12 protein-coding genes and 1 tRNA gene are annotated in these 12,989 nt (G+C 61.2%); 10 read left to right on the top strand and 3 right to left on the bottom strand.

Annotated features, from left to right (window positions below):
• Positions 1-104: 104 nt before the first annotated feature.
• From H7R73_RS21815 to H7R73_RS21780, 8 genes are all read left to right on the top strand, one after another.
• Entirely contained in the window at positions 105-1,466 is a 1,362-nt protein-coding gene (locus H7R73_RS21815) for an aspartate aminotransferase family protein (protein WP_010676059.1), read from the top strand.
• Positions 1,467-1,520: 54 nt separating this feature from the next.
• On the top strand, positions 1,521-2,618 hold the full coding sequence (locus H7R73_RS21810; protein ID WP_039039663.1) for a polyamine ABC transporter substrate-binding protein: 1,098 nt from the start codon (positions 1,521-1,523) through the stop codon (positions 2,616-2,618).
• Between the two features lie 123 nt (positions 2,619-2,741).
• The gene (locus H7R73_RS21805; protein WP_045522886.1) at positions 2,742-3,821 is read left to right on the top strand and encodes a polyamine ABC transporter substrate-binding protein; all 1,080 of its coding nucleotides are present in this window, start codon (positions 2,742-2,744) and stop codon (positions 3,819-3,821) included.
• A 76-nt stretch (positions 3,822-3,897) separates the two neighbouring features.
• Positions 3,898-5,052 (top strand): polyamine ABC transporter ATP-binding protein, encoded by a 1,155-nt coding sequence (potA, locus tag H7R73_RS21800; RefSeq protein ID WP_010676056.1) that lies wholly within the window; start codon positions 3,898-3,900, stop codon positions 5,050-5,052.
• Positions 5,049-5,954 (top strand): ABC transporter permease subunit, encoded by a 906-nt coding sequence (locus H7R73_RS21795; protein ID WP_010676055.1) that lies wholly within the window; start codon positions 5,049-5,051, stop codon positions 5,952-5,954. Before potA ends, H7R73_RS21795 begins: the two co-directional genes overlap by 4 nt.
• The gene (locus H7R73_RS21790) at positions 5,951-6,793 is read left to right on the top strand and encodes an ABC transporter permease subunit (RefSeq protein WP_010676054.1); all 843 of its coding nucleotides are present in this window, start codon (positions 5,951-5,953) and stop codon (positions 6,791-6,793) included. The genes H7R73_RS21795 and H7R73_RS21790 overlap by 4 nt, the downstream gene beginning before the upstream one ends.
• Before the next feature lie 48 nt (positions 6,794-6,841).
• Positions 6,842-7,567, top strand: coding sequence for an MOSC domain-containing protein (locus H7R73_RS21785; protein WP_103260958.1), 726 nt, complete (start codon positions 6,842-6,844; stop codon positions 7,565-7,567).
• 140 nt (positions 7,568-7,707) lie between these two features.
• Positions 7,708-7,784, top strand: a tRNA-Pro gene (locus H7R73_RS21780).
• Between the two features lie 235 nt (positions 7,785-8,019).
• Here the strand turns inward: H7R73_RS21780 and H7R73_RS21775 are convergent.
• Positions 8,020-8,547 (bottom strand): AbiTii domain-containing protein, encoded by a 528-nt coding sequence (locus H7R73_RS21775; protein WP_182951413.1) that lies wholly within the window; start codon positions 8,545-8,547, stop codon positions 8,020-8,022.
• 123 nt (positions 8,548-8,670) lie between these two features.
• On the bottom strand, positions 8,671-9,135 hold the full coding sequence (locus H7R73_RS21770) for a thioesterase family protein (protein WP_182951412.1): 465 nt from the start codon (positions 9,133-9,135) through the stop codon (positions 8,671-8,673).
• Positions 9,136-9,266: 131 nt separating this feature from the next.
• On the opposite strand from H7R73_RS21770, the gene recQ reads away from it, so the two are divergent.
• Positions 9,267-11,102 carry an ATP-dependent DNA helicase RecQ gene (recQ, locus tag H7R73_RS21765; RefSeq protein WP_103260956.1) on the top strand — a complete coding sequence of 612 codons (1,836 nt, stop codon included), beginning with the start codon at positions 9,267-9,269 and terminating at the stop codon, positions 11,100-11,102.
• Positions 11,103-11,150: 48 nt separating this feature from the next.
• Here the strand turns inward: recQ and H7R73_RS21760 are convergent, their stop codons facing one another.
• Positions 11,151-11,453, bottom strand: a complete 303-nt coding sequence (locus tag H7R73_RS21760) for a c-type cytochrome (protein ID WP_103260955.1) — start codon at positions 11,451-11,453, stop codon at positions 11,151-11,153.
• A gap of 104 nt (positions 11,454-11,557) precedes the next feature.
• On the opposite strand from H7R73_RS21760, the gene H7R73_RS21755 reads away from it, so the two are divergent.
• Positions 11,558-12,985 carry a protein adenylyltransferase SelO gene (locus tag H7R73_RS21755; protein ID WP_103260954.1) on the top strand — a complete coding sequence of 476 codons (1,428 nt, stop codon included), beginning with the start codon at positions 11,558-11,560 and terminating at the stop codon, positions 12,983-12,985.
• Positions 12,986-12,989: the final 4 nt, after the last annotated feature.

The raw sequence follows: 12,989 nt of genomic DNA, 5'->3' as shown, positions 1-12,989 counted from the left end.
GCAAGAGAGTGCCAGCCCCGTGAATGGCAGTGACCGGGCAGGCCATCCGTGCCCTCATGAATGGCGACAAGATTCGCCGAATCGAAGGAACCGAGGAGCAAGCAATGCAGCACACCACCCGTGAGTGGCAGCAACTGGAAGCCAGCCATCATCTGCATCCGTTTACCGATTTTCAGGCCCTGAACAAGAAGGGCAGTCGCATCATCACCAAGGCCGAAGGCGTCTATCTGGAAGACTCCGAAGGCAAGCGCATTCTGGACGGGATGGCGGGTCTGTGGTGCGTCAACATGGGCTACGGCCGTCAGGAGCTGGTGGATGCCGCCACTCGCCAGATGCAGCAGCTGCCCTACTACAACCTCTTCTTCCAGACCAGCCACCCCCCTGCTGCCGAGCTGGCCACCCTGCTGGCCGAGATCACCCCTTCCCACCTCAACCACGTCTTCTTCACCGGTTCGGGTTCCGAGTGCAACGACACCGTGCTGCGCATGGTGCGCCACTACTGGGCCAGCAAGGGACAACCTGACAAGCAGGTGATCATCAGCCGCCACAATGCCTATCACGGCTCCACCGTGGCGGGGGCCAGTCTGGGCGGCATGAAGGGGATGCACGCCCAGGGCGGCTTGCCCATTCCGGGCATAGTACACATCGACCAGCCCTATCACTTCGGTGAGGGAGAGGGCATGAGCGCCCACGAGTTCGGTCTGGCCCGTGCCCGCCAGCTGGAAGAGAAGATCCTGGCACTGGGGGTGGACAAGGTGGCCGCCTTCATCGGCGAACCTATCCAGGGTGCGGGGGGGGTCATCATTCCCCCCGAGAGCTACTGGCCCGAGATCCAGCGTATCTGCGACCAGTACGGCATCCTGCTTATCGCCGACGAGGTGATATGCGGCTTTGGCCGCACCGGCCACTGGTTTGCCAGTGAAGGTTTTGGCATCAAACCCGACCTCATGTGCCTGGCCAAGGGCATTACCTCCGGCTATCTGCCGATGGGCGCCGTGATGGTGGGGGACAGGGTCGCCAGGGTGCTGGTGGAAGAGGGGGGGGAGTTCAACCATGGCTTCACCTATTCCGGCCATCCGGTCGCCTGCGCCGTGGCCATTGCCAACATCCAGCTTATGCAAAGGGAGAGCATAGTTAAGCGAGTTCATGATAGTATCGGCCCCTATTTGCAGCGCCGCTGGGCTGAGCTGGCGGACCATCCGCTGGTGGGGGAAACCCGTGGAAAAGGCCTGGTCGCCGCGCTGGAAATAGTGCAGGACAAGCAGACGAAACGTCGCTTCCCGGCCGAGCTCCATGCCGGGATGACCTGTCGGGAGTTCTGTTTTAACAATGGCTTGGTGATGAGGGCTGTCGGCGATACCATGATCATATCGCCCCCCTTGGTGATCACCGAGGAACAGGTGGATGAATTGGTCAAACTGGCCAGGCTCAGTCTGGACCTGACGGCTGCAAAGCTGCGGGAATAGGCGGGAACCGGGCAGGTTGGCTTACGCATACAATTTGCTTAGGAGACAAGGACTATGTCTTTTAAAAAGGGAATGATGGCTGCTTCCGTGGCGCTGGTCATGATGAGTACCGGGGCGATGGCCGACGAGAAGGTGCTGCACGTCTACAACTGGAGCGACTATATCGCGCCGGATACGCTGGAAAACTTCCAGAAGGAGACGGGTATCAAGGTGGTCTACGACGTGTTCGACAGCAACGAAGTGCTGGAAGCCAAGTTGCTGGCAGGCAAGTCGGGCTATGACATCGTCGTACCGTCCAACCCCTTCCTGGCCAAGCAGATCAAGGCAGGTGTCTTCCAGAAGCTGGACAAGTCCAAACTCTCCAACTGGCAGAACCTGGACGTCGACCTGCTCAAGGCGCTCGAACCGAGCGATCCGGGCAACCAATACTCCATCCCTTACCTGTGGGGCACCATCGGCTATGCCTACAACGCCGAGAAGGTGAAGGCCGTGCTGGGGGCCGATGCCCCGGTGGACTCCTGGGATCTGGTGTTCAAGCCGGAGAACATGGCCAAGCTGAAGGAGTGCGGTGTCTCCTTCCTCGACTCGCCGACCGAAATGCTGCCGGCCGCCCTGCAATACCTGGGCTTCAAGCCGGACAGCCAGAAGCCGGATGAGCTGAAGAAGGCAGAGGAGCTGTTCCTCTCCATCCGTCCCTATACCGCTTATTTCCACTCCTCCAAGTACATTTCGGATCTGGCCAACGGCAACCTGTGCGTGGCGGTCGGTTACTCCGGTGACCTGCAGCAGTCCAAGGCGCGTGCCGCCGAGGCCAAGAACGGTGTCAGCCTGACTTACACCATTCCGAAAGAGGGGGCAGGCAGCTTCTTCGACATGATCGCCATCCCGGCGGATGCCAAGAACGTCGAGGCGGCCCACACATTCATCAATTACCTGATGAAGCCGGACGTGATCGCGAACATCACCAACGTGGTGCAGTTCCCGAACGGCAACAAGGCGGCCACGCCGCTGGTGGACGAGGCGATCCGTACCGACCCGGGTATCTACCCGACGCCGGATACCCTCAAGAAGATCTACACCTTCCCGGATCTGCCGGCCAAGGTGCAGCGTCTGATGACCCGCAGCTGGACCAAGATCAAGTCAGGCAAGTAAGAGTGACGAGTACCCCTCCCGGTCCGCAGTTCGGCCGGGAGGGTGGTGACCACCCGACAGGTTGGACGGCGCGTATGGATGCGCGACTGGCAAAATCACACAAATGAGGACTGATAAGTGCACATGACCAAGATGGCAACGCTGGCCCTGACCCTGGGGTTTGCAAATCTGACCCAGGCAGCCCCTGTGGTTCATTTTTACAACTGGTCCGATTATATCGGCGAGACCACCCTCAGTGACTTTCAGCAGAAGACCGGGATCAAGACCGTCTACGACGTGTTTGACTCCAACGAGACGCTGGAAGGCAAGCTGCTGACCGGACGCACCGGCTACGATCTGGTCGTGCCCTCCAACAATTTCCTGGCCAAGCAGATCAAGGCGGGGGCCTTCCAGAAGCTGGACCTCACCCTGCTGCCAAACCTGAGCAACCTGGACCCCATGCTGCTCAAGCAGCTCGAGAAGGTGGATCCGGGCCATCAGTACGCCGTGCCCTACCTCTGGGGCACCAACGGCATCGGTTACAACGTCGACAAGATCAAGGAAGTACTGGGTGTCGACAAGATTGACTCCTGGGCGACCATCTTCGAGCCAGAAAACATGAAGAAGCTCTCCCAGTGCGGCGTGGCCTTCCTCGATTCGGCGGACGAGATGATCCCGGCTGCCCTCAACTACCTGGGGCTCAACCCCAACAGCCATGAGCCGGCGGACATCAAGCGGGCCGAAGAGCAGCTGCTCAAGGTGCGCCCCTACGTGGCCTACTTCCACTCCTCCAAGTACATCGGTGACCTCGCCAACGGCAACATCTGCGTGGCGGCGGGTTTCTCCGGCGACATCCTGCAGGCGGCGTCCCGGGCCGAGGAGGCGGGCAAGGGGATCAATATTGCCTACAGCATCCCCAAGGAGGGTGGCAATCTCTGGTTCGACATGATGGCGATCCCGGCCGATGCCACCAACGTGAAAGAGGCTCACGCCTTGATCAACTACATTCTCGAACCGCAGGTCATCGCCAAGGTGAGCGACTATGTGGGTTACGCGAACCCGAACATCAAGGCGGGAGAGTTCATGGACAAGGCCGTGCGCGAGGACGAGTCTGTCTATCCCCCCCAGGCGGTGCTTGAGCGTCTGTATGTGCAGGAAGCACATCCCCGTTCGGTGCAGCGCCTGATCACCCGGAGTTGGACCAAGATCAAATCCGGAACCTAACCTTGGCGCCCATCCCGGGGCGCCAGATTGTATTGATGGATCGGCCCAGGCCGGAATCACCTTTGGGAGTTTGGTAATGGCGATAGCCTCCAGTGCCTACAAGAAAGCCCTCGAGGGCAGCCAGCAGCGTAAAGAAGTGCTGGTCAAAATAGACAGGGTAAGCAAGCAGTTCGACGAAACGCTGGCGGTCGACAACGTGTCTCTCAACATCCACAAGGGCGAGATCTTCGCCCTGCTGGGTGGGTCCGGCTCCGGCAAGTCCACCTTGTTGCGGATGCTGGCCGGGTTCGAGCGACCCACGGAAGGACGGCTGTTCCTCGACGGCGTCGACATTACCGACATGCCGCCCTATGAACGCCCCATCAACATGATGTTCCAGTCCTACGCCCTGTTCCCCCACATGACGGTGGCCCAGAACATCGCCTTCGGCCTCAAGCAGGATGGCCTGCCCAAGGCGGAGATCGATGCCCGGGTGGAAGAGATGCTCAAGCTGGTGCAGATGACCCAGTACGCCCGCCGCAAGCCGCACCAGCTCTCCGGTGGTCAGCGTCAGCGGGTGGCCCTGGCTCGTTCCCTGGCCAAGCGTCCCAAGCTGCTGCTGCTGGATGAGCCCATGGGAGCGCTGGACAAGAAGCTGCGCTCCACCATGCAGCTCGAGCTGGTCGAGATCATCGAGCGGGTCGGCGTGACCTGCGTCATGGTGACCCACGATCAGGAAGAAGCCATGACCATGGCCGAGCGGATCGCCATCATGCACCTGGGTTGCATCGAGCAGATCGGCAGCCCGATGGACATCTACGAAACCCCGGCCAGCCGGCTGGTGTGCGAGTTCATCGGCAACGTCAACCTGTTTGACGGCCTGCTGGTGGAGGATGAGCAGGACCACGCCATCATCGCCTGTGCGGATCTGGAGCAGCCCATCTATGTGGGTCACGGCATCAGCTCCCGGGCGGAGAACAAGAAGGTCACCTATGCCCTGCGTCCGGAAAAACTGCTGATGAGCCTGCAAAAGCCGGAAGAGATCGAGCATCCGGACTTCAACTGGACCAAGGGCGAGGTTTATGACATCGCCTATCTGGGCGGCCATTCCGTGTATCACATCCAGTTGCCCTCGGGCAAAATCGTTCAGGCTTTCATCGCCAATGCCGAACGCCACGGCAAACGGCCGACCTGGGATGACCAGGTGTTCCTCTACTGGGAAGATGACAGCGGCGTGGTGCTGCAATCATGAAGGCATTGAGACGACTCAAACAGGTGGGAGGGCGGCAGCTGGTCATCGGCATCCCCTTCTTCTGGCTGTTCCTCTTCTTCCTGCTGCCCTTCATCATCGTCGTGAAGATCAGCTTCGCCGAAGCGGACGTGGCCATCCCGCCCTACACGGACGTGGTGAGCTGGGCAGACAATCAGCTCACCATACTGCTCAACCTGGGCAACTACCTGCTGCTGCAGGAGGATGAGCTCTACATCGCGGCTTATCTGGGGTCCCTCAAGATAGCCCTGGTCAGCACCCTGCTCTGCCTGTTGATCGGTTATCCCATGGCTTACGCCATTTCGCGGGCCAACAAGGAGACCCAGACCGTTCTGCTGCTGCTCATCATGATGCCGACCTGGACGGCGATCCTGATCCGGGTCTACGCCTGGATGGGGATCCTCAGCAACAACGGCCTGCTCAACAGCGTCCTGCTGGGCATCGGGGTGATCGACGAACCGCTGCAGATCCTCAATACCAACCTGGCGGTCTATATCGGCATCGTTTATTCCTACCTGCCGTTCATGGTGCTGCCGCTCTATGCCAACCTGGTCAAGCACGACCAGAGCCTGCTGGAGGCGGCCTCCGATCTGGGTGCCCGCAACCTGACCCGGTTCTGGCAGATCACGGTGCCACTCTCCAAGAACGGCATCATCGCCGGTTGCATGCTGGTCTTCATCCCGGTGGTGGGCGAGTTCGTCATCCCCGAGATGCTGGGTGGCCCGGAGACCCTGATGATCGGCAAGGTGTTGTGGCAGGAGTTCTTCAACAACCGTGACTGGCCGGTGGCCTCCGCCCTGGCGGTGGTGATGCTGGCGGTGCTGATCATTCCCATCATCCTGTTCAACCGCAACCAGGCCAAAGAGCTGGAGGGCAAGGCATGAGACGTTTCGGTTTTGCCAAGCTGATGCTGTGGCTGGGGCTGCTGTTCATCTACCTGCCCATGATCATCATGGTCATCTACTCCTTCAACGCCTCCAAGCTGGTGACGGTGTGGGGGGGCTGGTCGCTCAAGTGGTACTTCGGCCTGCTCGACAACAAACAGTTGATCGGGTCCGTGTTCCGCTCCCTGGAGATCGCCTTCTACACCGCCATCGCGGCGGTGGCGCTGGGGACAGTGGCGGCCTTCGTGCTGACTAGGATCCCTCACTTCCGTGGCCGGACCCTGTTCGGCGGCATGGTGACGGCGCCGCTGGTGATGCCCGAGGTGATCACCGGTCTCTCCCTGCTGCTGCTGTTCGTGGCCATGGCCCAGCTGGTGGGTTGGCCCGCGGAGCGGGGCATGCTGACCATCTGGATAGCACATACCACCTTCTGTACCGCCTATGTGGCGATCGTGGTGTCGGCGCGGCTGCGGGAGCTGGATCTCTCCATCGAGGAGGCGGCCATGGACCTGGGTGCCAAGCCCTGGAAGGTGTTCTTCCTGATCACCATCCCGATGATCGCCCCGTCGCTGGCGGCGGGTGGCATGATGTCGTTCGCCCTGTCGCTGGATGATCTGGTGCTGGCGAGCTTCGTCTCCGGCCCGGGTTCGACCACCTTGCCGATGGAAGTGTTCTCGGCGGTGCGCCTCGGCGTGAAGCCCGAGATCAACGCCATCGCGAGCCTGATCCTGCTGTCGGTATCCCTGTTCACCTTCGGTAGCTGGTATCTGATGGCCCGGGCGGAGAAACGCCGCCGTGCCGAAATCGCCATGACCACCCAGATGCAGGCAGTTGCCTGACCTGCCCCGTGATAAGATCCGCATTCCCCCATCCGTCAGGAGAATGGAATGCGGATCTCCCTCTTCATCGGCCAGAGTGCCGAACTGAACCCAGAGCAGGCCCCCGGCCTCATCAGTGCCATCCACAAGCAGCCTGCCGACGCCCCTCTGTGGTGCGATTTCCTCGGCCTTCGCGGGGATGAGCAGAGCGACAGACGCCATCATGGCGGCCCGGATCGGGCCCTGCACCATTACCCTGCGGAGCACTACGCCTGGTGGAAAACCTGGCAAACCGCGCTGGGACTGCCTGTACCACGCACACCCTGGCAGCCTGCCGCCTTTGGCGAGAATCTCTCTGGTTCGGGGCTGACGGAGGCGCAGGCCTGCATCGGCGATGTCTATCGACTTGGGGAGGCGCTGATCCAGATAAGCCAGCCCAGATCCCCCTGTTTCAAGCTCAACCAGCGCTTTGGCTATGGCCAGCTCTCCCAGGTGATGCAGCTGAGTGGTCGCTGTGGCTGGCTGCTGCGGGTGCTGGAAGAGGGAAGGGTGGATCCGCAGGGGGAGCTGACACTGGTGGACAGACCCTACCCTGAGCTGACGGTGAAGCGCACCGCCGACATCCTGTTCAACCAGGCCCGCAACGAGGAAGACCTGCAACTGCTGCTGGAGAACCCGGCGCTCTCTCCCAACTGGCGCCAGCATGCGGCTCATTGGCTGGAACATGGAGTGGTGGCGGATTGGAGCCGGCGTTTGCTGGGGCCGACCGAGTTCAGGTTGTCTCGACAGGGCTGAAGGCAGGCGGAAAGATGCCTTGTGGCGATTTTTGCTGCGACTCGCTGAATTATTGAGCGTAAAGCCATTTTTTTAGAGTGAATGCAAAAAAAGGCTTGTGTCGGGTCGGGGCTTTCGGTAAATTCTCGCCCCGCAGACATCGGTGTGTAGCGCAGCTTGGTAGCGCACTTCGTTCGGGACGAAGGGGTCGGAGGTTCGAATCCTCTCACACCGACCACATTTGAAAAGGCCGCTCAATGAGCGGCCTTTTCGCATTTGGTTTGTTGAAGCAAAGCTGACATTTCCATTGTCGATTGCTTCTACTGCTCCGATCTCCCTCATTTGCCCAACTAAAAGGGCCACCGCTCGGTGGCCCCACTGGTGGAGTCTGATCCTGACTCCGGCACTCTAGATTGTGACAATCTCGTTATGGGTCTTGTCGATGGTGCCCTCCTTGCGCCCCAGGCGCTCATTCAGATATGCCAGTGTTGATGCCGCAATGCCTTGAAACCGTGTTGGGTTTGCAGGGCCGCATGCTTGGGGTACTCACTAATGAAATGTGCTATTCCCTCCATCAGTTGTGAACGCAGCGAAGACACGGGCTCATGCCAGGCTTGCAGGCAGAGATGACCAGGGATCAGCTGCTCTCGATACGCTTCCAGCAGCGATTCCGGCCAGGGCTCGATATGGGAATCGTGACGCAGTAAATAGTGGGCGGCGGGTTCACGGGCATAGATGAACTGAACTTGGGCCAGGTCGCGTTGGCTTAGCGTTTGGCTGCCGATATGGCAAGTCAGATATTTTCCCGTCTTCAGATTCAGGAAGTGACCGCGTTGCCGACAGGCAATGATGCGATACCAAGGCAGGGGTGAGCAGAGAGAATACCCCTCCAGCTCCTGTTCCAACCAGTGACGGCACTCTGGGGTCTGCACTTCTTCGCGCATGGCCTCAAGTCGTGTCAGCAAGGCTCTGGATGGTTGGGTAGTCAGTATCGCGCTCATCGTCTGCAATCCTCCCTCTGCACAGAATCCCGACTTTCAGTATGGACCCTGAGCGGAGGAGGGGGTAAGAATTCTAATGATTAAAATCAGCTTAGAAGCGCACTTTTTATGCAATAAAAACCATTAGCCGACGAGGTAGGTCCCCGTGCCGAAGGCGATGTGAGTGCCCTCTTCGTTGTGCAGCTCCATGCGGGCGACTGCGACCTTGCTGCCTGCCCGGATGATGTGGGCGGTGGCGATGAACTCGTTGCCGCGACCGGGACGAAGATAGTCCACCCGCAGATCGATGGTGCCAAGCCGCGAGAAGCGCTCCTTGAGATAGCTGGGGGAGAAGTCCGCCAGCTCGTCGATGCAGGAGGCGGCGACTATCATGCCGCCCGCCACGTCGAGCAGGCTGGCGGTGACCCCGCCGTGCAGTATGTTGTGAAAAGGGTTGCCGATGAGCTTCTCCTCCATCTTGATGCGCAGCTCCACTTTATCGAAGTCGTAGTGGGTGACTTGCATGCCGATCAGCTTGTTGAAGGGCATCTTTTCGGCGAACAGGTTGGCTATGCCACTGAGCGCCATCTTCTTGAGCATCTGTTTCATTCCTTCAGTCCGCCCTGTCATCAAAGCCGAGTAAAAACTCCAGCCAGTCTGCAACATTTCCTTAACACTCGCAATGGCAGGTTTATTGTGGGCGGCGGCTGCTTTAGAATGGCGACCCCAAAGGAGAGCCCATGACCGTCATTGCCGAAACCCTGCCTGACCCTCAGCCAGAGAATCCCCTTGCCCTGTTGCAGGCGGTGTTTGGCTATCAGCAGTTTCGGCCGGGCCAGCTCGAGATCATCGAGCAGATAGTGGCGGGGCGCGATGCCCTGGTGCTCAAACCCACCGGCGGCGGCAAGTCGCTTTGCTACCAGATCCCGGCGCTGCTGCGACCCGGGCTCGGTGTGGTGGTCTCCCCCCTCATCTCGCTGATGAAGGATCAGGTCGACACCCTGCGCGCCAACGGCGTGGCGGCGGTCTACATCAACTCGGCCCTGAGCCGGGAAGAGATGATCCAGAACTTTGCCGCCATGCGCCGGGGCGAGATCAAGCTGGTTTATGTTTCCCCCGAGCGTTTGCTGCAGCACGAGTTCATGGACCGGTTGGCGGAGCTGCCCCTCGGCCTGTTCGCCATCGACGAGGCGCACTGCGTCTCCCAGTGGGGGCACGATTTCCGGCCGGAATACGCGGCGCTGGGACGGCTCAAGCAGTGGTTCCCCCAGGTGCCCGTGGTGGCGCTCACCGCCACCGCCGACGAGGCGACCCGCAGCGACATGCTGCACCGGCTGGAACTGAACGATCCCTTCATCCACACCGCCAGCTTCGATCGGCCCAATATCCGCTACAGCCTGGTGGAGAAGTTCAAGGCAGCGGAGCAGCTGCTGCGCTACGTGCAGAGCCAGAAGGGCAACTGCGGCATCGTCTACTGCTCCAGCCGCAACCGGGTGGAAGAGGTCGCAGAGCGGCTCTCCCGTCACGGCTGCAAGGCGGCGCCCTATCATGCGGGCCTGCCGCTGGAGCTGCGTCAGCAGACCCAGGAGGCCTTCCTCAAGGATGACATCGAGATCGTGGTGGCGACGGTGGCGTTTGGCATGGGGATCGACAAGCCCAACGTGCGCTTCGTGGTGCACTACGACATCCCGAAGAACATCGAATCCTACTATCAGGAAACCGGCCGCGCCGGTCGCGATGGCACCCCGGCCGAGGCGCTGCTGCTGTACGATCCCGCCGATATCGGCCGGGTGCGCCGGCTGCTCGACAACATAGAGAATCCCCAACAGTTGCAGGTGGAGCAGTACAAGCTCAACGTGATGGCGGCCTTCGCCGAGGCGCAGACCTGCCGCCGTCAGGTGCTGCTGAACTACTTCGGCGAGTACAACGACAAGCCGTGCGGCAACTGCGACATCTGTCTCGATCCCCCCAAGAGCTATGACGGCACCGAAGATGCCCAGAAGGCGCTCTCCTGCGTCTGGCGGGTGGGGCAGAACTTCGGGGTGGGCTATGTGGTGGAAGTGCTCAGGGGCTCGCTCAACCAGCGCATCAAGGATCACGGTCACGACAAGCTCTCGACCTACGGCATCGGCAAGGATCAGAGCCACGAATACTGGATGAGCGTGATCCGCCAGCTGATCCACAAGGGACTCTTGACCCAGAACATCACCCGCAACCTGGTGTTGCAGCTGACCGAGGCGGCCCGCCCCGTGCTGCGCGGCGAGACGACGCTGGCGCTGGCGGTGCCACGGCTGCAGCCCATCTCCAGCCGCAAGGAGAAGCGCAGCGGCCTGCTCGACAACGCCAACTACGACAAGCGGCTGTTCAAGGAGCTGCGCGCCCTGCGCAAGCAGATCGCCGAGGATGAAGAGGTGCCGCCCTATGTGGTGTTCAACGACGCCACCCTGGTGGAGATGGCACAGCTCATGCCGATGACCGAGGAGGAAATGCTGGCGGTCAACGGTGTCGGTCACCGCAAGCTGGAGCGCTTCGGTGAGGCCTTTATGGACCTGATCATCGACTATTGCCGTCGGTAGGCTGGCACAACAAACAGTGGAAAGGCGCCCGTTGGTCGGCGCCATGCATTATTTGAGGCTGGCGTAATAGGCCGCCAGATTCTCCATGTCCGCCTCGGTCAGCATCGCCATGAAGGGAACCATCAGCGGCTCGGTACGGGAACCCCCCTTGAACGCCTTCATCTGCTTGAGCAAATAGGCCTGGTTCTGGCCCGCGAGGTGGGGGTAGTTCGGGACGCTCGCCTTGCCATCCGCGCCATGACAGGCGGCACAGACCACGGATTTGGCCTTGCCTGCGTCTATGTCGGCCGCCTTGGCCTGATGGCCCCAGGCAAGCGCCAGCAGGGGCAGGGTATAGACCCACTTTTGCATCGTCTTCTCCTTGAAATGAATAATCGTGATCGCCTGTTAGCCTCGACGAGCCGACGGCGGTATAAAGAGTGACACGAGCATACGCAGGGACAACCCCCATCACCATGAAGTTGATCAACACTTTTGCCACCGAACTCCCCTGGGCTTGCGAGCCTGTTGCCCCGCAGCCGCTGCATGGCCCCAGATTGCTGCATCTGAACCGTGCGCTGCTTGGTGAGCTTGGGCTCGGGGAAGTGAGCGAGGCGCAGTGGCTCGCTTGTTGCGGCCAGGGGCAGCCCCTGCCGGGCATGCAGCCGGTGGCCCAGGTCTATGCGGGCCACCAGTTCGGTGGCTACAGCCCGCGCCTCGGGGATGGCCGCGCCCTGCTGCTGGGGGAGCAGCTGGCGCCGGATGGCAGCCGCTGGGACCTGCACCTGAAAGGGGCGGGCAAGACGCCATTCTCCCGCTTCGGCGACGGCCGTGCCGTGCTGCGATCCAGCATTCGCGAGTACCTGGCTTCCGAGGCGCTGCATGCCCTCGGCATTCCCACCACCCGGGCTCTGGTGCTGCTGGGCAGTGACGAGCCTGTCTACCGGGAGCAGGTGGAGAGCGGGGCGACCGTGCTGCGCACCGCGCCGAGCCATCTGCGCTTCGGTCACTTCGAGTATTTCGCATGGAGCGGACAGGGGGAGAAGATCCCGGCCCTCATCGACTATGCGCGGCGTTACCACTTCCCCGAGCTGACCGATGGCGCCGAGCTGTTTGCCGAAGTAGTGCGCCGCACCGCGCGGCTCATCGCCAAGTGGCAGGCGGCGGGGTTCTGTCACGGGGTGATGAACACCGACAACATGTCCCTGCTCGGGCTGACCCTGGATTACGGCCCCTACGGTTTCATCGACGCCTATGTGCCGGACTTCGTCTGCAACCACTCGGATCCGGATGGCCGCTATGCGCTGGATCAGCAGCCTGCGATCGGCTACTGGAACCTGCAGAAGCTGGCCCAGGCGCTGGCCGGCCATGTGGATGGCGACGCGCTCGCGTCGGCCCTGGCCCAGTACGAGCACCAGCTGATGTTGCACTACTCCGAGCTGATGCGCGCCAAGCTGGGGTTGGCGGTGTGGGAAGAGGAGGATCCGGCGCTGTTCCGCGAGTTGTTCCGGCTGCTGGCGGCGCACAAGGTGGATTACCACCTCTTCCTGCGACGGCTGGGGGAATTGACCGCTCAGGGTGACTGGCCCGCCAGCCTGCTGGCCCTGTTGCCCGATCCTGCCGTCTGGCAGGGGTGGCTTGAGGCCTATCGGGCACGCCTCGCCCGGGAAGGGAGCGTGGATGGTGTGCGCAAGGGGCAGATGGACGCGGTCAATCCCAAGTATGTGCTGCGCAACGCCCTGGCCCAGCAGGTGATAGAGGCGGCTGAACGGGGCGACATGGCGCCGTTCGAGCGGCTGTTCGCGGCCCTGCAGCACCCCTATGATGACCAACCCGAATACGAGGATCTCGCCACCCCGCATCCGGGCTGGTATTGCGGGGGCGAGCTCTCGTGCAGCAGTTGAGGAG

This window comes from Aeromonas sp. WP2-W18-CRE-05, from assembly GCF_014168615.1.
Lineage (GTDB): Bacteria > Pseudomonadota > Gammaproteobacteria > Enterobacterales > Aeromonadaceae > Aeromonas > Aeromonas caviae.
This window is presented reverse-complemented; position numbering and strand designations above follow the sequence as displayed.

Coding starts and splice junctions, on each gene's coding strand:
- H7R73_RS21815 (WP_010676059.1), top strand. CDS start 105: ATGCAGCACACCACCCGTGAGTGGCAGCAACTGGAAGCCAGCCATCAT.
- H7R73_RS21810 (WP_039039663.1), top strand. CDS start 1,521: ATGTCTTTTAAAAAGGGAATGATGGCTGCTTCCGTGGCGCTGGTCATG.
- H7R73_RS21805 (WP_045522886.1), top strand. CDS start 2,742: ATGACCAAGATGGCAACGCTGGCCCTGACCCTGGGGTTTGCAAATCTG.
- potA (WP_010676056.1), top strand. CDS start 3,898: ATGGCGATAGCCTCCAGTGCCTACAAGAAAGCCCTCGAGGGCAGCCAG.
- H7R73_RS21795 (WP_010676055.1), top strand. CDS start 5,049: ATGAAGGCATTGAGACGACTCAAACAGGTGGGAGGGCGGCAGCTGGTC.
- H7R73_RS21790 (WP_010676054.1), top strand. CDS start 5,951: ATGAGACGTTTCGGTTTTGCCAAGCTGATGCTGTGGCTGGGGCTGCTG.
- H7R73_RS21785 (WP_103260958.1), top strand. CDS start 6,842: ATGCGGATCTCCCTCTTCATCGGCCAGAGTGCCGAACTGAACCCAGAG.
- H7R73_RS21775 (WP_182951413.1), bottom strand. CDS start 8,547: ATGAGCGCGATACTGACTACCCAACCATCCAGAGCCTTGCTGACACGA.
- H7R73_RS21770 (WP_182951412.1), bottom strand. CDS start 9,135: ATGAAACAGATGCTCAAGAAGATGGCGCTCAGTGGCATAGCCAACCTG.
- recQ (WP_103260956.1), top strand. CDS start 9,267: ATGACCGTCATTGCCGAAACCCTGCCTGACCCTCAGCCAGAGAATCCC.
- H7R73_RS21760 (WP_103260955.1), bottom strand. CDS start 11,453: ATGCAAAAGTGGGTCTATACCCTGCCCCTGCTGGCGCTTGCCTGGGGC.
- H7R73_RS21755 (WP_103260954.1), top strand. CDS start 11,558: ATGAAGTTGATCAACACTTTTGCCACCGAACTCCCCTGGGCTTGCGAG.